This window comes from Streptomyces sp. NPDC004327 (assembly GCF_042873935.1).
Classification (GTDB): Bacteria; Actinomycetota; Actinomycetes; order Streptomycetales; family Streptomycetaceae; genus Streptomyces.
In genome coordinates this window covers 317,864-334,791 of the sequence record NZ_JBIAME010000012.1, presented here as the reverse complement: position 1 = coordinate 334,791, position 16,928 = coordinate 317,864, and the positions used below count along the sequence as shown (strand labels likewise).

General features: G+C 73.9%; 19 protein-coding genes. 8 read left to right on the top strand and 11 right to left on the bottom strand.

Annotation, left to right across the window (positions count from 1 at the left end):
• Positions 1 to 51: 51 nt before the first annotated feature.
• Positions 52 to 957 (bottom strand): DUF3558 domain-containing protein, encoded by a 906-nt coding sequence (locus tag ACFYU9_RS34855; protein WP_389215184.1) that lies wholly within the window; start codon positions 955 to 957, stop codon positions 52 to 54.
• Positions 958 to 1,138: 181 nt separating this feature from the next.
• Here ACFYU9_RS34855 and ACFYU9_RS34850 point away from each other — a divergent pair, with 181 nt between their 5' ends.
• Positions 1,139 to 2,332 (top strand): RtcB family protein, encoded by a 1,194-nt coding sequence (locus ACFYU9_RS34850; RefSeq protein WP_389347551.1) that lies wholly within the window; start codon positions 1,139 to 1,141, stop codon positions 2,330 to 2,332.
• 76 nt (positions 2,333 to 2,408) lie between these two features.
• Here ACFYU9_RS34850 and ACFYU9_RS34845 read toward each other — a convergent pair whose 3' ends face one another.
• The 3 genes from ACFYU9_RS34845 to ACFYU9_RS34835 all read right to left on the bottom strand — a co-directional run bounded on the left by ACFYU9_RS34845 (position 2,409) and on the right by ACFYU9_RS34835 (position 4,318).
• Positions 2,409 to 3,080, bottom strand: a complete 672-nt coding sequence (locus ACFYU9_RS34845; protein ID WP_389215190.1) for a DUF2278 family protein — start codon at positions 3,078 to 3,080, stop codon at positions 2,409 to 2,411.
• A gap of 65 nt (positions 3,081 to 3,145) precedes the next feature.
• Positions 3,146 to 3,910 carry an SDR family NAD(P)-dependent oxidoreductase gene (locus ACFYU9_RS34840; protein ID WP_389215193.1) on the bottom strand — a complete coding sequence of 255 codons (765 nt, stop codon included), beginning with the start codon at positions 3,908 to 3,910 and terminating at the stop codon, positions 3,146 to 3,148.
• Between the two features lie 72 nt (positions 3,911 to 3,982).
• Positions 3,983 to 4,318 carry a YnfA family protein gene (locus ACFYU9_RS34835; protein WP_389347549.1) on the bottom strand — a complete coding sequence of 112 codons (336 nt, stop codon included), beginning with the start codon at positions 4,316 to 4,318 and terminating at the stop codon, positions 3,983 to 3,985.
• A 74-nt stretch (positions 4,319 to 4,392) separates the two neighbouring features.
• On the opposite strand from ACFYU9_RS34835, the gene ACFYU9_RS34830 reads away from it, so the two are divergent.
• Positions 4,393 to 4,863 carry a hypothetical protein gene (locus ACFYU9_RS34830; protein ID WP_389215199.1) on the top strand — a complete coding sequence of 157 codons (471 nt, stop codon included), beginning with the start codon at positions 4,393 to 4,395 and terminating at the stop codon, positions 4,861 to 4,863.
• 179 nt (positions 4,864 to 5,042) lie between these two features.
• Here ACFYU9_RS34830 and ACFYU9_RS34825 read toward each other — a convergent pair whose 3' ends face one another.
• A complete protein-coding gene (locus ACFYU9_RS34825) occupies positions 5,043 to 6,515 on the bottom strand; it encodes an FAD-dependent monooxygenase (RefSeq protein WP_389347547.1) in 1,473 nt (490 codons plus the stop codon).
• Positions 6,516 to 6,654: 139 nt separating this feature from the next.
• Between ACFYU9_RS34825 and ACFYU9_RS34820 the strand changes: the two genes are divergently transcribed.
• Positions 6,655 to 7,215: a TetR family transcriptional regulator gene (locus tag ACFYU9_RS34820; RefSeq protein ID WP_389215204.1), complete on the top strand. Its 561-nt coding sequence runs from the start codon at positions 6,655 to 6,657 to the stop codon at positions 7,213 to 7,215.
• Positions 7,216 to 7,384: 169 nt separating this feature from the next.
• Positions 7,385 to 7,870: a MarR family winged helix-turn-helix transcriptional regulator gene (locus ACFYU9_RS34815; protein WP_389347545.1), complete on the top strand. Its 486-nt coding sequence runs from the start codon at positions 7,385 to 7,387 to the stop codon at positions 7,868 to 7,870.
• Positions 7,871 to 7,942: 72 nt separating this feature from the next.
• Here the strand turns inward: ACFYU9_RS34815 and ACFYU9_RS34810 are convergent, their stop codons facing one another.
• Positions 7,943 to 8,677 carry a Mut7-C RNAse domain-containing protein gene (locus tag ACFYU9_RS34810; protein WP_389347543.1) on the bottom strand — a complete coding sequence of 245 codons (735 nt, stop codon included), beginning with the start codon at positions 8,675 to 8,677 and terminating at the stop codon, positions 7,943 to 7,945.
• Between the two features lie 338 nt (positions 8,678 to 9,015).
• Between ACFYU9_RS34810 and ACFYU9_RS34805 the strand changes: the two genes are divergently transcribed.
• Positions 9,016 to 9,459, top strand: a complete 444-nt coding sequence (locus tag ACFYU9_RS34805) for a GNAT family N-acetyltransferase (RefSeq protein WP_389347541.1) — start codon at positions 9,016 to 9,018, stop codon at positions 9,457 to 9,459.
• Here the strand turns inward: ACFYU9_RS34805 and ACFYU9_RS34800 are convergent.
• Positions 9,440 to 9,985 carry a GNAT family N-acetyltransferase gene (locus ACFYU9_RS34800; protein WP_389215217.1) on the bottom strand — a complete coding sequence of 182 codons (546 nt, stop codon included), beginning with the start codon at positions 9,983 to 9,985 and terminating at the stop codon, positions 9,440 to 9,442. The two genes, ACFYU9_RS34805 and ACFYU9_RS34800, sit on opposite strands and share 20 nt — an antisense overlap.
• 14 nt (positions 9,986 to 9,999) lie before the next feature.
• A complete protein-coding gene (locus ACFYU9_RS34795) occupies positions 10,000 to 10,974 on the bottom strand; it encodes a DUF6597 domain-containing transcriptional factor (RefSeq protein WP_389347539.1) in 975 nt (324 codons plus the stop codon).
• 61 nt (positions 10,975 to 11,035) lie between these two features.
• On the opposite strand from ACFYU9_RS34795, the gene ACFYU9_RS34790 reads away from it, so the two are divergent.
• On the top strand, positions 11,036 to 11,623 hold the full coding sequence (locus ACFYU9_RS34790; protein WP_389347537.1) for a TIGR03086 family metal-binding protein: 588 nt from the start codon (positions 11,036 to 11,038) through the stop codon (positions 11,621 to 11,623).
• Positions 11,624 to 11,646: 23 nt separating this feature from the next.
• Here the strand turns inward: ACFYU9_RS34790 and ACFYU9_RS34785 are convergent, their stop codons facing one another.
• Entirely contained in the window at positions 11,647 to 11,889 is a 243-nt protein-coding gene (locus ACFYU9_RS34785) for a hypothetical protein (protein ID WP_389347535.1), read from the bottom strand.
• Positions 11,890 to 12,066: 177 nt separating this feature from the next.
• Here ACFYU9_RS34785 and ACFYU9_RS34780 point away from each other — a divergent pair, with 177 nt between their 5' ends.
• Complete coding sequence (locus tag ACFYU9_RS34780) at positions 12,067 to 12,993, top strand: ABC transporter substrate-binding protein (protein WP_389347533.1); 927 nt, start codon at positions 12,067 to 12,069, stop codon at positions 12,991 to 12,993.
• A gap of 133 nt (positions 12,994 to 13,126) precedes the next feature.
• On the opposite strand, the gene ACFYU9_RS34775 is transcribed toward ACFYU9_RS34780, so the two are convergent.
• Positions 13,127 to 13,504, bottom strand: a complete 378-nt coding sequence (locus ACFYU9_RS34775) for a MerR family transcriptional regulator (protein WP_389216026.1) — start codon at positions 13,502 to 13,504, stop codon at positions 13,127 to 13,129.
• A 113-nt stretch (positions 13,505 to 13,617) separates the two neighbouring features.
• Between ACFYU9_RS34775 and ACFYU9_RS34770 the strand changes: the two genes are divergently transcribed.
• A complete protein-coding gene (locus tag ACFYU9_RS34770; RefSeq protein ID WP_389347531.1) occupies positions 13,618 to 15,609 on the top strand; it encodes an APC family permease in 1,992 nt (663 codons plus the stop codon).
• Here the strand turns inward: ACFYU9_RS34770 and ACFYU9_RS34765 are convergent.
• Positions 15,554 to 16,132 carry a hypothetical protein gene (locus ACFYU9_RS34765; RefSeq protein ID WP_389216029.1) on the bottom strand — a complete coding sequence of 193 codons (579 nt, stop codon included), beginning with the start codon at positions 16,130 to 16,132 and terminating at the stop codon, positions 15,554 to 15,556. The two genes, ACFYU9_RS34770 and ACFYU9_RS34765, sit on opposite strands and share 56 nt — an antisense overlap.
• Between the last annotated feature and the right edge of the window lie 796 nt (positions 16,133 to 16,928).

Here is a 16,928-nt window from a genome sequence, read left to right as displayed (position 1 = left end):
TACGTGGTCCGGCGGCGGTCACGGAGTGGATGCGGACCGCTACTCCCTCGGCTACTCCTCCAGCCGGTCGGCCAGCAGACCGGCCAGATTCCGGGCCTTTTCCTGCAGTTCCGCGCGATCGGGGGCGTCGGCCGAGGACGTCGTCTGCTCCTCGTAGGAGACCGTCACGATGACGTTCGATGTGCGGAAGACCACGCTGACGAGCCGCTGCTGGCCGGACGGACCGGTGGTGACGAGCGTGTCGTCGAGGTACGCGGCGTCGCCGAGACCGTCGAGCGCGCGCGGCTCCAGGCCGGCGGTGGGGGACGTGGCGGGGGGCGTCGCCGTGTTCGTGGTGGCGGTGGCGGTCGCGGCCGGGATCACGGGCGGCGTGGCCGGGCCCTGCGGGGCGTGCGCCGGCTCGTTCCCGGCCGGCGGAGCGCCCGGGGCCGTCGACGCCGACGACTTGGGCGTCCCCGGCGCCGTGGACGCGGGGGCCGTCGCGGGGGGCGTCGTGGTCGGGGCCGCCGGCGCGATGCCCGCGGCCGACTGCTTCCCCGTGAACACCTGATGCGCCCGGTCGTCGTCGCTGACCAGCGGGTCGTAGGAGACGACCCGCTCGATGTCGAGCGTCAGCTGGTCCGTGGCGTCGGGCGTGGCCGCCTTCCAACTGCAGCCCACCCGGCGGTCGGTGTCGAACGTGGCCGCCGCGGTGCCGCGGTAGACGCGGTCGCGCTCGGCGTCGGGCAGCCCGGCGGCACCCGGCAGCAGCTCCTTCAGTGTGGCCAGGGGCACGGCGCCGCACGGTTCGAACAGCGTCCGGTAGCGCCCGGGCGGCGCGGCGGAGGCGGCGGCGGGGCCCGCCTTGGAGTCGACGGCGTCGACGTTCGCCGCGGTGCCGGAGGAGCAGCCGCTCAGGCCGATCCCGAGACCGACGGCGAGAGCGGCCGCTGAGAGCACGTACGCCTTGCGCTGCACGATCCCAGGCTCCCTTCTCCGGACTCCCGGAGGAATCCCCCGAAAACTGTTTGCTGCCCCGCGAGGCGAGGTGAACACAATGTGTATCGCACGCACGGCCGTTGATGCCGGTCCGCGGTCACCTGTACGGGCTTTGGCTCCGGTTTTTGCGCTATCAGACTTTTCGGGGGAAGTAGGAAGTATGTCGTACGTCGAAGTGCCGGGCGTGAAGGTGCCCATCCGGATGTGGACCGATCCGTCCTCCGTCGAGGACGGCGCGATGCGGCAGCTGCACAACGTGTCGACCCTGCCGTGGATCAAGGGCCTGGCCGTCATGCCCGACGTGCACTACGGCAAGGGCGCCACGGTCGGCTCGGTCATCGCCATGCGCGGCGCGGTGTGCCCGGCGGCGGTCGGCGTCGACATCGGCTGCGGCATGTCGGCGGTCAGGACGTCGCTGACGGCGAACGACCTGCCGGGCGACCTGTCGCGGCTGCGGTCGAAGATCGAGCAGGCGATCCCGGTGGGTCGCGGGATGCACCGGGAGACGGTGGACCCGGGGCGGCTCTACAAGTTCCCGACGGCGGGGTGGGACGACTTCTGGTCGCGCTTCGACACCGTCGCCGACTCCGTCAAGTTCCGCCGCGAACGGGCGGGGCAGCAGATGGGAACGCTCGGCAGCGGCAACCACTTCGTCGAGTTCTGTCTCGACGAGACGGGCGCGGTCTGGCTGATGCTGCACTCCGGCTCCCGGAACATCGGCAAGGAGCTCGCCGAGCACCACATCGGCGAGGCGCAGAAGCTGCCGCACAACCAGGGCCTGGTCGACCGCGACCTCGCGGTGTTCGTCGCGGACACCCCGCAGATGGCGGCGTACCGCAACGACCTGTTCTGGGCGCAGGAGTACGCGCAGTACAACCGCGCGATCATGATGGCGCTGTTCCAGGAGGTCGTCCGCCGGGAGTTCCGCAAGGCGAAGGTGACCTTCGACCAGGTGATCTCCTGCCACCACAACTACGTGGCCGAGGAGCGGTACCAGGGCTTGGACCTGCTGGTCACCCGTAAGGGCGCGATCCGGGCCGGCTCCGGCGAGTACGGGATCATCCCGGGCTCGATGGGCACCGGTTCGTACATCGTGAAGGGGCTCGGCAACGTGGCCTCCTTCAACTCCGCCTCGCACGGCGCGGGGCGCCGGATGAGCCGGAGCGCGGCGAAGCGGCGCTTCTCGACCCGGGACCTGGAGGAGCAGACGCGGGGCGTGGAGTGCCGCAAGGACTCCGGCGTCGTGGACGAGATCCCGGGCGCCTACAAGCCGATCGAGCAGGTCATCGAGCAGCAGCGGGACCTGGTCGAGGTGGTCGCGAAGCTGAAGCAGGTCATCTGTGTGAAGGGCTGACGCCTGGTGAGGGCTGACGTCCGGTGAACGGCGGGGCGCCGCGGGTGAGAACCCGCGGCGCCCCGCCGCGTCGCGTTCAGGCGTGGGGGTGGCCCTGGGTGTCCGTGCGGTCGGCCTGGCTGGAGAACCGGTTCAGGAAGACGTCCCAGCGGCCGTCGGGGCGCTGGGTGAGGGTGGCGCCGTCCTGCCAGGGGCCGTTCTCCGGCCACCACTGGGAGCCGGCGGGGTCGCCCTGGTTCTGGTGGATGTTGTGCATGCCGGCCTCGCCCCCGGGGCCGTCGTCGAACGGTTCGCCGAAGACGAGGACGTGCCGGCCCGGGGTCAGCATCGGTTCGAGCGCGGTGGCGGCGTCCAGGTTGGAGCCCGCCTGCCAGGGGCGTGAGCCGAAGAGGTCGAGCAGTTCCTGGAGCCAGGACGGCGGGCGGCGCTCGAAGAGGACGCCGGAGCGGTCCACCAGGGCAGGGTGGCGCAGATAGTCCAGCGCGCCGGAGTCCGGGGTGGGCGCGAGGTCGTGGACGCCCTGGGCGAGGGCGGTGGCCGCGCCGACGGCGGACGAGTCCAGGACGAAGGTCTTCCACTGGACGCCGACGTTGGACTGATGGCTGTCGACGTCGATGGCGCAGTGGTACCGCCGGCCGGGCGCGTCCACCTCCGCGTGGACGTGGAACCAGCGGCCCTGGTTGTCGGGCTGGTCGCGGTAGTGGCGGTACAGGGTTCCCGAGAGTACGCCGTAGCGTTCGAAGGGCATGCCGTCAGTGAAGCACCGCCGGGTGGGCCCGGCCCGGCGGCGCTCCGGGCCGGGACTCGTCCGGGTCAGAGTTCGCGGTGGACCTTGGTGTTGGAGGCCTGGGCGCGGGGGCGGACGACCAGCAGGTCGATGTTGACGTGCGGCGGGCGGGTGCAGGCCCAGGTGATGGTGTCGGCGACGTCGTCGGCGGTCAGCGGTTCGGCCACGCCGGCGTAGACCTTGGCGGCCTTCTCGGTGTCGCCGCCGAAGCGGGTGGTGGCGAACTCCTCGGTCTTGACCATGCCGGGGGCGATCTCGATCACGCGGACCGGGGTGCCGACGATCTCCAGGCGGAGGGTCTCGGCGAGGACGCGGGCGCCGTTCTTGGCGGCGACGTAGCCCGCGCCGCCCTCGTAGGTGGCGTGGCCGGCGGTGGAGGAGAGGACGACGACCGTGCCGTCGCCGCTCGCCGTGAGGGCGGGCAGCAGGGCCTGGGTCATGTTCAGCGTGCCGATGACGTTGACCTCGTACATGCGGCGCCAGTCCTCGGGGTCGCCGGTGGCGACCGGGTCGGCGCCGAGGGCGCCGCCGGCGTTGTTGACGAGGACGGCGAGGCTGCGGAAGGCGGTGGCGAACTCGTCGACGGCGGCGCGGTCGGTGACGTCGAGGGCGTAGGCGGTGGCCTGGTGGCCGGCCTCGGTGATCTCGGCGGCGAGGGCCTCGATGCGGTCCTTGCGGCGGGCGGTGAGGACCACGCGGTAGCCGGCGGCGGCGAGCTGCCGGGCGGTGGCGGCACCGATGCCGCTGCTGGCTCCGGTGACGACGGCGATGGGCTTGCCGGCGGCGGTCATGGGGTGCTCCTCGCGCGTACGGTCGATTGTGTCGATGGCCTGGTCAGGATAGGCGGGCGGGCCGGGCGCCGGTCAGTGGCCGCGGGGCGCGTACATGATGACGGCCATGCCGGCGAGGCAGATCAGCGCGCCCGTGACGTCCCAGCGGTCGGGGCGGTAGCCGTCGGCGACCATGCCCCAGGCGAGCGAGCCGGCGACGAACACACCGCCGTAGGCGGCGAGGATGCGGCCGAACTCGGCGTCGGGCTGGAGCGTGGCGACGAAGCCGTAGACGCCGAGGGCGAGCATGCCGGCGCCGATCCAGATCCACCCGCGGTGTTCGCGTACGCCCTGCCAGACGAGCCAGGCGCCGCCGATCTCGAAGAGGGCGGCGACGACGAAGAGGAGGGCGGAGCGGGCGATCAGCATGGGGGAAGGGTGTCACGGGACACGCGACTGATGGATGGTCAGGGCATATGGGTATCAATCGGTATCTTCGGGTCATGAGTGCGATGCGCAAGGCGCTGCTCGGCGCGGCCCTGGCCGCTGCCTTGGTGACCGGTACCGGCCCGGGCGCCCAGGCCGCCGGCCCTGAGGCGGATCTGTCCCACCACGGTCATCTCTCCCTCTGGGACGGGCGGCTCGCCGTCTGGCTGGTCAGTGAGAACCACGGCCCCTCGGACGTCTCGCAGGCGACCGTCCGGATCGCCTTCTCGGTGCCGATGGCGGGCGGCCAGGAGCTGCCGCCGGCCTGCCTGTGGAGCAGCGACCGGGTGGTCTCCTGCCGTACGGGCGGGCTGCGGGCGGCCGGGGCGGCCGGCGAGCTCGCGCTCGCCCTGCGGACCGCGGGCCGCCCGGACGAGCTGACCGTGGACATCCGGACCGCGTGGCGCGACGGCGTCGCCGACCGCAATCCGCAGAACGACCGCCACCGCGTCCTGGTCCTCGCCACCGGCGACCCGTACGTCTTCTGACGGGACGGGACGGGACGGGACGGGGGTGGGTCCTGGCCCGGGGCTGGGGCCGGCACTCGGTTCGGGTCCGGGGCCGGGTCCGGGTCCGGGGCCGGGTCCGACGCCGCGTCCGCGTCCGGGTTCGGGGCTGGGGCCGACGCCCGGTTCGGGGCCGGGGGTCGGGGTCGTGGCCCGGGTGGCTACGCGGCCGTGTAGCCGTCGGGGCGGACCAGGAGTATGTCGCGGCGGGCCGGGTTCGCCCAGGTGGCGCGTATGACGTGGTCCGGCGCGACCGGTGCCGTACGGGGCAGGGTCGGGTCGGTGCCCTCGGGGGCGACCAGGACGAACTCGCCCTTGCGCAGCAGCTCGTAGAGCCGGCCCTCGCGCAGGCTCAGATCGGGGACGCGGCGCGCGCCGGGGCCGTAGGAGATGCCGATGCCGCTGATCTGGCCCATGGCACGGGCGGCGACGGGCCTGACGCTGCCGAGGATCCGGGCGGCGACCGCGCGGGCGGTGCGCCGGAGCGGGGTGTGGGCCATGGCGAGCCTGATGATGGCGCCGCTGCTGCGCAGCACGCGGGCGCCGATGGGGTGGCGCTCGGCCTGGTAGCTGTCGAGCAGGGCCTCGGGGTCGGACGCCTCGCCGCGGAGGACGGCGGCGAGCTTCCAGGAGAGGTTGGCGGCGTCCTGGAGGCCGGTGTTCATGCCCTGGCCGCCCGCGGGTGAGTGGACGTGAGCGGCGTCGCCGGCGAGGAAGACGCGGCCCGAGCGGTAGGCGGGGGCCTGGCGCTCGTCGCTGTGGAAGCGGGAGACCCAGCGGGCGTCGTGCATGCCGTAGTCGGAGCCGAGGGCGCGGCGGGCGATCGTCCGGACGTCTTCGAGGTCGACGGGCGCGTCGTCGGGGAGCTCGCGGGTGCGGTCCCAGCCCATCACCCGGTACCAGCCGTCGCCGAAGGGGGCGATGAAGGCGAAGCAGTCGCCGCCCGCGGCGACGGTCAGCAGGTCCTCGGGCTTCCGGTCGAGCCGGACGTCCGCGAGGACGAGGGAGCGGATCACGGAGGCGCCCGGGAAGGGCAGGCCGAGCGCGCCGCGCACGGCGCTGCGCACGCCGTCGGTGCCGACCAGATAGCGGGCGCGGACGGTCGTGGGTCCGGGGCCGGCAGAGTCGGTGGGCTCGGTGGGTTCCGTGGGTTCGGCGGGCTCGGCGGGGCCGGCCAGTTCGGCGGTGACCGAGTCGGCGTCCTGGCGCAGGCCGCGCAGCTCCGTCCCGTACCGGAACCGCACGCCCGCGGATACCGCCCGGCGCTCCAGAAGGCGCTCCACCTCGTACTGCGGGGTGATGAGCAGGAACGGGAAGCGGGAGCGCAGGCCCGAGAGGTCGAGGGCGGCGCGGCCGAAGAGGCGGAGCCGGTCGAGCCGGGTGCCGGTGGCGACCAGCTCGTCGGCGAGGCCGCGGGCGTCGAGCTGTTCGAGCGTGCGGGCGTGCACGGCGAAGGCGCGGGTCAGGTTGCTCATCCCGGCGGCGCGGCGCTCGACGAGCGTGACCCGCAGGCCGGTGGCCGCGAGGTCCCCGGCGAGCAGGAGCCCGGTCGGGCCGGCGCCGACGACGAGGACGTCGGTGTCGTGCGCAGGAGTGGGAGAGGTGGTGGTGCCCGTGCTGCCCGTGGTGCTCATCGCTGCCTCCAGGGGGTGCCTGCGTGCCTGTGTCTTCATGCCTACGCTCGTTGGCCAACGACTGTTGGTCAACGCTTGTTGGCAAATGTAGGCCGGAGGCTGCTGGCGTGTCAACACTCGTTGGCCTACAGTTGTTGGCATGACGACCGCACGCCGCTCCGACGCCACCCGCAACGCGATCCTCGAAGCCGCCCGCGAGCGCTTCGCCGCCGAGGGGTACGAGCGCGCGACCATCCGGGCCATCGCCCGCGACGCCGGGATCGACCCGTCGATGGTCATGCGCTACTACGGCAACAAGGAGGGGCTGTTTGCCGCGGCCTCCGCGATCGAGCTGGACATACCCGAGCTCGGCGCGCTGCCGGCCCGGCACGTCGGCGCCACCCTGGTCGAGCACTTCCTGGACCGCTGGGAGCGCGACGACGTGCTGACCGGCATGCTGCGGGTCGGCGTCACCAACGCCGCCGGGGCCGAGCGGATCCAGGCGATCTTCGCCGAGCAGCTGGGCCCGGTCACCCGCGGCGTCTGCCCCGTCCCGGCCGAGGCGCCGCGCCGCGCGGCGCTCGCCGCCTCGCAGATCATGGGCATGGCGCTGACGCGCTACGTGCTGAGGCTGCCGCCCGCCGTCGAGATGACCCGTGAAGAGGTGGTGGCCTGGCTGGGGCCGACCGTGCAGCGGTATCTGACGGCGGAGGCGCCGTAGGCAGGGCCGGGGAGTCACGCGAGCCGGACGCGTCACGCGGACAGGGCCGACAGGGGCGTCACACGGGTCGGGTGTCACGTGGCGAGGGTGTCGAGGCCCACGGCGCGGGCTGCCGGCGCTACCGGTGCGGGCGGCCTTCCGTCCGGTCGCTGCTTCGTACACTCTCTGCATGCCGCAGCAGAACACCGCCCGCAGGGACGCGCTGATGGCCGAGTTGCACGGCGAGGCCCGCCGCTCCATGGCCGCCTACGCCCTGTTCAACCAGGCCGTCGCCGACCGTCTGCGCCTGCACCCGACCGACGTGCAGTGCCTCAACCTGCTCAGCCTGGAGCAGGAGCCGGTCACCATCGGGCGGGTCGCCGAGCTCACCGGGCTCACCACCGGTTCCGCCACCCGGCTCGTCGACCGGCTCGAACGGGCCGGCTACGTCCGGCGCGAGCGGGACGCGGAGGACCGGCGCCGGGTCATGGTGGCCGCCGTGCCCGAGCGGATGGCCGAGCTCGGCGCGTTCTGGCGGCGCCTCAACGGCACCTGGGGCGATCTCTTCGACGACTACAGCGACGCCGAACTGGCCCTGCTCACCACGCACATGCGGCGCACCGTCGAACGGAGCGCGCGTCAGATCGAGCGGCTGAGGTCAGGCGAGTTCGACTAGCCCCCGGCCGGACGGCCCGTGCGGCCCGTGCGGCCCGGCGGCCCGGACGGCCCGAGGGGCCGAGGGGCCGGGTCAGGCGGTCGCGCCGCCGAACTCGCGGACCGCGTCCGTGACGATCGCCTCCAGGCGGGCGTGGTGAGCGCCGCGCCAGTACACCCGGCCGCACTCGGTGCAGCGCGCGAAGACGTCGTACGACTTCTGCGTGCCCGTCTCCAGCTGGTCGCGCACCGCGTCCTTGTCGGCGTCGGTCAGCGGCCCGTTGCACGCCGTGCAGCGGGTCCAGGGCGCGAGGCGCGGCGCGAAGCGTTCCAGGACGTCGCGCAGCTGGTCGTCGGGCCGGTCGCTGTAGACGTACGCGCCCGCCCACAGCTCGCGGCGGCGCAGCAGCCCACGGTCCCGCGACAGCATCACGCGCCGCTCCTGCGCGGAGCGCGTGGCGAGCGCCGGGTCGCCGATGTCCTCGCTCTCGTACGCGGCGTCGACGCCGAGCAGGCGGAGCCGGCGGGCGAGCGTGCCCAGGTGCACGTCGAGGAGGAAGCGCAGCGGCGCGCCGGGCACCGCCTGGGGGCGCTCGACGCCCTCCACGTCGATCGTCTCGCCGGCCGCCGGCACGTGCGACGGGTCGACGGGCCGGCCGTCCACGAGCAGCCGCCCGGCCTCGGTGAGCGGCACGCCCAGCGACTCCACGACGTGCCCGAGCGACGAGACGCCGTCGGTGGTCACGGCGGTGTGCCCCGAGCGCCGTTCCGCCGCGACGAAGAGCCGCAGGCCGGGGGCGAAGCTGATCTGGATCTCCGGTCCGTTCACGGGGACAGGATGTCACCGGGTGCGCGGGCTCGGCCAGGGAATTCCGGCGGGGCGGGGCCTCCCGCGACGGGACCCACGAGGGCCCCGCGACGGTGGCTCACCGGGGCCGGCGACGGGATCGATGAGCAGCCCGCGTCGGTGGTCCATGAGGGCCCCGCGACGGTGGCTCACCGGGACCCCGCGACGGGGACCGAAGCCCCGCGACGGTCGTCCGCGAGGGCCCGTGACGGTCGTCCGCGAGGGCCCGTGACGGTCGTCCGCGAGGGCCCGTGACGGTGATCCACGAGGGCCCGTGACGAGGCCCTGCGCCGGGGGGTCTCCCGCGATACCGTCGCCGCATGAAGATCATCGACCTTGAGCCCGGCGATCCCCGTCTGGAGACCGAGCTGCTGCCCGTGCTGCGCGAGCTGCGTCCGCACCTCACGCCCGAGCTCTTCCGGGACGTCTACGCCGAGGGCCACGCGCAGGGCCTGCGCTTCACCGCCGCGTACGCGGACGACGGGCAGTGCGTGGGCGTGGCCGGATGGCGGATCGTCGTCAACACCAGCTCGCTGAAGAACCTGTACGTGGACGACCTGGTGACCCGGGAGACCGCCCGCTCCACCGGAGTGGGCCAGGCGCTGGTCGCCCATCTGGAGGGGCGCGCCCGCGCGGCCGGCTGCCACGAACTCAACCTGGACTCGGGCACGCACCGCACCGGAGCGCACCGCTTCTATCTGCGCGAGCGCTTCGACATCGTGGCCTTCAACTTCAGCCGCGAGCTCAGGCCCCTGGCTCCGTAGGGACGTCGGCCGCGAGGTCGAGCCGCCAGTTGTTGCACTGCATCGGGCGGCCCGGCGGGTACTCCAGCTCCTCCTCGCCGAGGAGGGTGAAGCCGGCCTTGCGGCACACCGCGTTCGACGGCCCGTTCTCCGTCGAGGGGAGGGCGTGCAGATGGCGGAACCGGCCCTCGGCGCGGGCCCGTTCCACCACGACGCGGGTGGCGGCCGTGGCGACGCCCCGGCCCTGGAAGCCGGGCAGGACCGTCCAGCCCGTCTCGTAGACGGGCTCGCCGTCCATCTCGGACTCCCAGAAGCCGATGCCGCCGGCCGGTATCCCCTCCGGCAGCACGACGATCCGGAACATGCCGCCGGGCCGCTCGGCGTCGGCGCAGATCGCCACGTACCGCCGCTGGCGGTCGGCGAGCTTCTCGTCGGTCTCCGGGCCGCCGAGATGGGTCATCAGCTCCGGCGCGTTCATGGCCCGCAGCAGGTCGAAGTCCCCGTCGGACCAGGGTTCGAGGCGTACGGAGGTGCGTGTGGTCTCCATGGCCGCACCCTAGGTCACGGGTCTGACAACGCCCGCGCGTACGCACTCGGCGGGACCCCGACCGTCGCCGTGAAGTCCCGTACGAGATGGGCCTGGTCGCTGTAGCCGAGTTCGGCGGCCAGCCGCGCCCAGTCCGGGGGAGCGGCGACCGGAGCGGCGGCCGGCGTGGTGACCGTTGCGGTGGCCGGAGCGGTGGCCGGCGTGGCGGGGGAGCCGGACTCGGCGCGTTCCAGGGCCTCGTGGATGCGGTAGCGGAGGATGACCCACTTGGGGCCGACGCCCACGTACGACGCGAACAGCCGCTGGAGCGAGCGCGCGGAGAGCCCGGCGGTGCGGGCGAGGGCGGACACCCGGCGGACCGTGCGGTCCGTGCGGACCAGGTCGACCAGGGCCATCGCCTCGTCGGCGGCCGGGTCGTCGGCGGGGCCGTGGGCCAGCAGGAACGCGTCGAGTGCCGCCACGCGCGCGTGGTCGTCGGCGGGCGCGAGCACGCGGGCCGGGTCGCCGGGCCCCAGGTCCGGGAACGCCTCGGCGAGCGGCGCGATCCGGCCCGTCCAGTGCGAGACCGGCAGCGCCGGCGCGAAGGGGCGGAAGCCGCCCGGGCGGAACTGCACGCCGCAGACCCGGCCCGTCCCCGCGAGCTTCCTGGTGAAGAGTTCGAGGCCGATGCCCGAGATCACGGCGGAGTCGCCGGCGCCGATGCCGGTCCCCGAGTCCCGGGAGTCGGGGGAGCCGCCGGAACCGCCGGGCTCGTCGGTCCGCTCGAAGACGACGTTCACCGACGGGTGCGGGACGACATGGGACGCGTACGGCTCGCTCAGGTCCCAGTCGATCAGCCAGTAGTGCTCCAGGTACGGGCGGAGCGCGGGAGCCGGGAGATGACGGCGGAAGCGGACGCGGGCCAGGAGCTCGGCGGGGTCCACGATGCCCCGCGTGTCACGGCGCGGGCCGGGTGCGGGGCCGGGGCCGGGGGCGTTCATATGGCGCATCGTGTCCTCCGTGGCGCGTTTCTTCAAGACGGGACGCGGGCGCGGTTCGTAGCGTCGGTGCATGACCCACCGCATCGCCGATCTGCTCCGTACCGCCGCCGCCACGGCCGTCCCCCTGGTACGCGGTACCGCCGACGACGAGCTGGGCGCGGCCACGCCCTGTGCCGAGTACGACGTGCGCGGCCTGCTCAACCACCTTCTCCTCGTCGTCGAGAACTTCCGGCTGCTCGCCGCCAAGCAGCCCTCCGACTTCTCCCGTCAGCCCGACTACCTGGCCGAACCGGACTGGCGGGACCGCTTCGCGGCGGAGGCCGACGCGCTCGTCGCCGCGTGGGCCGCGCCCGGCGCGGACGAGGGGACCACCGGGGCGATGGACCTCCCGGCGCGGACGGTCGGCGCGATGGTGCTGCTCGACCTGACCGTGCACGGGTGGGACCTGGCCCGGGCCACCGGCCGGCCCTTCGCGCCGGACCCGGTGGTCGTGGCGGAGCTGGCCGACGAGGTGGCGCGGATGGCGCCGATGGCCCGGAAGGCGGGGGTCTTCGGGGAGGCGGTGGCGCTGCCGGACGACGGCGTTGCCGCGTCCGCGTTCGAGCGGCTGCTCGCGACGACGGGGCGGGACCCGCGGGCGTGGGCGGCGGCCGGCTGAGCGCGCCCGGTCGTACGGCGGCCTCAGCGCAGGCGGCCCGCCGTGCCGCGCGACAGGCGGGAGACGACCTGGTCGAAGGCCCGTTCCTCGGCCGGGGTGAGGGCCACCGACTCCTGTGGGTGCCAGACCCGCTCCAGCGGGGCGGCGGCCCGGTCGCGGCGGGTGCGACCGCGCAGGCCGAGGGCCACCCACACGGCGGCGGAGACGGCCAGCAGGCCGATGAGGGTGAGCACGCGGGCGTCCGTGAACTGGCCGGGCAAGATCATGGCTGACTCCGGGGGCGCGAGACGGTTCCTACTGCTTCCTCCCGACCTGTTCAGTTAACACCACCCTGGGGGTCTTTCGGCAGGGGGCGAGGACCCTTCGGAGGCCCTCTTGTGCGGGCCGCGGAACCGTCCCAAGGTGGCGGGGACGGAGATTTCCGGCCGGGGAGGAGCAGCCGCATGTCGGACATGGCGGACGCGAGCACGGACGCGGGCACGGGCGGGTGGGGATTCACGGACGACCGGGGCGCGGCCCTGACGGCGGGGCGCCGGCCGGAGCGGGTGGTGGCGTACGTACGGGCCGGAGCGGCCCTGCTCGACCTGGGCGTGCGGCCGGTCGCCGTCTACGGCTCCGGGCACGACGGCGAGCTCCTCGACCCCGTCAAGGCGGGCGGGCTCGCTGCGGCGGAGGTGCCGTACCTGGGCCCCGGGCGGGCCCTCGACGAGGCGGCGGCGGCGCGGATCGGGGAGCTGGGCGGCGCGGACCTGGTCGTGGACGTGACGTACGACGGCAAGAGCCCGTACGCGCTGGACGAGGCGTTCGCTGAGCGGCTCGGCGCGCCGCTGGTCACGCTGTCCGTGAGCTACGAGCGGTCGCTGCCCGCGATCGTCGGGCGCTTCGCGGAGCTGGGCGAGGCCCTGGGTGCGGGCGCGGGTGCGGGTGCGGGCAGGGGTCTGAGTGCGGGCGGGGATGAGCGGGCGGCCGGTGACGCCGGGGCGACGGCGGCCGACGCGGAGGCGGCGGTACGGGCTGCCGCCGGGCGCGGCGCGGTGCGGGTGCTCGCGCTGTCGGGCGCGGGCCCGGAGCAGGTGCACCTGGCGCGGCCGCACGCCTGGCCCGAGCTGGCGCGGCTCGCGGAGCTCGGGGTGCGGTTCGTGGAGCCGGGGGCGGGGCCGGGTGCGAACTGGCTGGCCACGGACTGGGAGTACGCCGTCGGGCTCGGGGCGGACCTGGTGCTGTTCGACAGCCGGGCGAACGCGGTGCCGCCGCATCGGGTGCCGGCGGGGGCGGCGCTGGTGCCGTGGAATCCGGAGACGCCGCCGAGTGCGGGGGCGTACGCGGGGTTCTTCCGGGTGGTGGCGGAGGCGTTGGACGCCGGGGCGTAGGCGCCGCTCGGGGTGGGCCCGGCCCCATGGGCGACGTGCGTCGTGGGCGCCGTGGGCCCACGACGCCGTGGGCCCGGGGCGCAGTCCCCCGCTCGTAGGCGGCCAGCCACCCCCACCCCCGGCTCGCCACCCCCTACCCCACCCAGCCCCCCAGCGATCCCGCGAACTCCTCCGCCCTCGCCAGTTGCGCGCGCAGTTCCGCCACGCGCTTCCTCGCCGCCTCCTCGTAGCGGCGCACGCGGGCGACCAGGGCGGCCCGGGTTTCCGGAGGGAGGTCGGGGGAGGCGGTGGTGAGGTGGTCGAGGGCGGTGAGGAGGTCGCGGGTCTCGTCGAGGGTGAAGCCGAGGGGCTTCATGCGGCGGATGACCGTCAGACGGGCGACGTCGGCGTCCGTGTAGAGCGGGAAGCCGCCCTCGGACGCGGCGGAGGGGACGACCAGGCCGGTGTCCTCGTACTGGCGGATGGTGCGCAGGGGGAGTCCGGTCCGTTCCGCGACCTCGCCGATCTTCATCGGGCGGGCGGTGGGGAGAGCGCTCAGCACATCAGGTCCTTCCTCGGGCGGGGCGGGCGCCGGCGGGCGCGGCTTCCGTGCAGGAGATCCGATTCGTCCTAACTTCATCACTTATGAGAGCCGGAAACGTGGCGAAACGCCTGCTCGTCGGACGTCCTTTGGACAGCGCGCGGCTCGGCGAGACCCTGCTGCCCAAGCGGCTCGCCCTGCCGATCTTCTGCAGCGACCCGCTCTCCTCCGTCGCCTACGCCACCGAGGAGATCCTGCTGATCCTGGCGCTCGGCGGCCTCGCCGTGCGGCATCTGGCCTGGTGGGCGGCGATCGGCATCGTCGTGCTGCTGCTCGTCGTGGTCGCCTCGTACCGGCAGACCTGCTACGCCTACCCGGGCGGCGGCGGGGCCTATGTCGTCTCCAAGGAGAACCTGGGCACGACGGCGGCGCTCACCGCCGCGAGCGCGCTGCTGATCGACTACGTGATGACCGTCGCCGTCTCCGTCGTCTCCGGCGTCGCCGCGATCACCTCCGCCGCGCCCGCGCTCAGCGACCACGCGACGCTGCTCTCCGTCGGCTTCGTCATCCTGCTGGCCTGGATGAACCTGCGCGGGGTGCGCGAGTCGGGCCGCTGGTTCGCCGTGCCGACGTACGCCTTCATCACGGTGATCTACGTGATGTTCGCGGTCGCGGCGGTGCGGATGGCGAACGGCGCCACCATCCGGGCCGAGTCGGCGGACCTGCCGGTCCACGCGGTCTCCGCGTACTCCGGCATCGCGCTCGTCCTGCTCGGCCTGCGCGCCTTCGCGTCCGGCTGCACCGCGCTCACCGGCGTCGAGGCGATCAGCAACGGCGTACCGGCCTTCGAGAAGCCCAAGAGCCGAAACGCCGCCATGACGCTGGCGGTCATGGGCGGGTTCTCCGCGACCATGTTCTTCGGCATCACGACGCTCGCGATGGTCTACGACGTGCACGTCGCCGAGGACCCCGCCCAGCTGGGGCTGCCGCCCGGCACGCCGACCTCGACCGCGCTCGCCCAGATCGGCCGCGCCACCTTCGGCGACTGGCACGTCCTCTTCTACGCCCTCCAGGCCGTCACCGCGGGCGTCCTCGTCCTGGCGGCCAACACCGCCTTCAACGGCTTCCCGATGCTCGCCTCCGTCCTGGGGCGCGACCGCTTCGTGCCCCACCAGCTCGTCCACCGCGGCGACCGGCTCGTCTACTCCAACGGCGTCATCCTCCTGGCCCTGACCGCGATCGCCCTGATCGTGGCCTTCGACGCCAACCTCACGCGCCTCATCCAGCTCTACATCCTGGGCGTCTTCGTCTCCTTCACCCTGTCCCAGGCCGGCATGGTCAAGCACTGGCGGCGAGAACTCGCCGACCGGGCCGGCACACCGGAGGGCGCCGCGGCCCGGGTCCACGTCCTGCGCCGGCTCGCCATCAACGCCTTCGGCGCCTGCCTGACGGCCGTCGTGCTCGTGATCGTCCTCGTCACCAAGTTCACGCACGGCGCCTGGATCGTCGTCATCGCGATGCCGCTGCTCTTCGCCGGCATGAAGCGGGTGCGCCGTCACTACGACACCGTCGCCGCCGAGGTCGCCATCGCGCCCGGCGCCCATCCACGCCCGCTCGCCGAGAACCACGTCCTCGTCCTCGTCGCCTCGGTCAACGCGCCGAGCCTGCGCGCCCTGTCGTACGCGAAGACGCTGAAGCCCGCCACGCTCGCCGCCGTCACCGTCGCCGAGGACCCGGCCGCGGCGGAGGCGCTGGAGGCCGCGTGGCAGGAGCACGGCATCGACGTGCCGCTGACGGTCCTGAACTCCCCCTACCGCTCGATCGTGCAGCCGGTCCTGCGGCACATCAGAGACGCGCCGGAACGCGGCGCCGACTCGGTCGTGTCGGTGGTCATCCCCGAGTACGTGGTCGGCCACTGGTGGGAGCAGCCGCTGCACAACCAGAGCGCGCTGCGGCTCAAGGCCCGGCTGCTGTTCATGAAGAACGTCGTGGTCATCGACGTCCCCTACCGGCTCGCCTCGGCGCGTCAGCTGGCGGGCGCTACGGCCACACCAGGCAGTACGGCTGGTGGCCCGCCTCGTGCAGACGGTGGCTGAAGTCCTGCCATTCGTGGAGCAGCCGGTAGACGTTGAACGCGTCCTGCGGGCCGCCGCGGTCGGGGACCGTCGACCAGATGAAGGCGGCGGCGCCGACCGACTCCTCGCCGATGCCGCGGAGCGGGTCGACGGCGGTCATCGGCAGCTTCACCACGGCGTAGTCGGGGTGCAGGACGACGAGTTCGAGCGGAGGGACCTTGTGCAGGGGCATGCCCTGGATGCCGGTGAGGACCATCGCGGCTATGGTCTCCGGCTTGATCCGGGAGAACATGCCGCCCATGCCGAGCTCGTCGCCGCCGAGTTCCTCGGGACGCATCGAGATCGGGACGCGGGCCGCGGTCGCGCCGTCCGGCGCGCCGAAGTACTTGTACGTCACCCCCAAGCGGCCCCTCCCGATGCTCGCGCCGTCCGCCACCGGTCCGTCGATCCGGTCGGTGGTCTCCCGTGCCTCACGCGCCTCGCGCGCCGCCCGGGCGCGCCGGGCCCTGGCCCGGCCGAGCCGCGAGTCGTCCACGCCGCCCACGCCGCCCGCGCCCGTGTCACCGGCCGGCGGCTCGCCGCCGCCGCCCCGCGAGGGCTCACCGCTCTTCGGGACGTCCCCGCCCGGACGGGACTCGCCCGGACAGGACTCGGCCATGCGGGAATCGCCCATGCGGGAATCGCCGGTCCGGGAGCCGCCGGTCCTCGGCTCGCCGGTCCGGGACTCACCCGTGCGCGGCTCGCCCGTGCGGGAATCTCCCGTGCGGGAATCTCCGGTCCTCGGCTCACCCATGCGCGGCTCGCCCGTCCTCGGCTCGCCCGTCCTCGGCTCGTGCCCCCGGGGCTCGAAGGCCCTCGGCTCGAAAGCCCTCGGCTCGAAAGCGCGCGGCTCGCCCATGCGCGGCTCGTTCGTCCGGGGCTCGTTCGCCCGCGGCTCGTTCCCCCTGGACTCGCCCGTCCTCGGCTCGCCCGTGCGCGACTCGCCCGTCCTCGGTTCGCCCTTGCGCGGCTCGTTGGCCCGCGGCTCTTCCGTCCTCCGGCGCCGGTGCCTCCCCCGCCGGACAGGGTCGGGACCCAGGTCGTCAGTCCCCTCGCCCGGTCCGCCACCGCGATGCATATCTCCACCCGACTGCTGTTCCAGGCCGCACGCGTCCGCCACGCGGTCCGATCATCGTGACAGTGACCTCCCCCAGGGTCCTGCGGTGAAACACCTGTCCGCAAGATCGCCGTGGCCTCTGACACCATGGATTCCGTGAGCCATCCCTATGACGCCCCAGTTTCGCAGACGCGGAGGACAGCCGCCCCGGCGTAATTCACAGGGTGCCCACACCGTCCTCCGT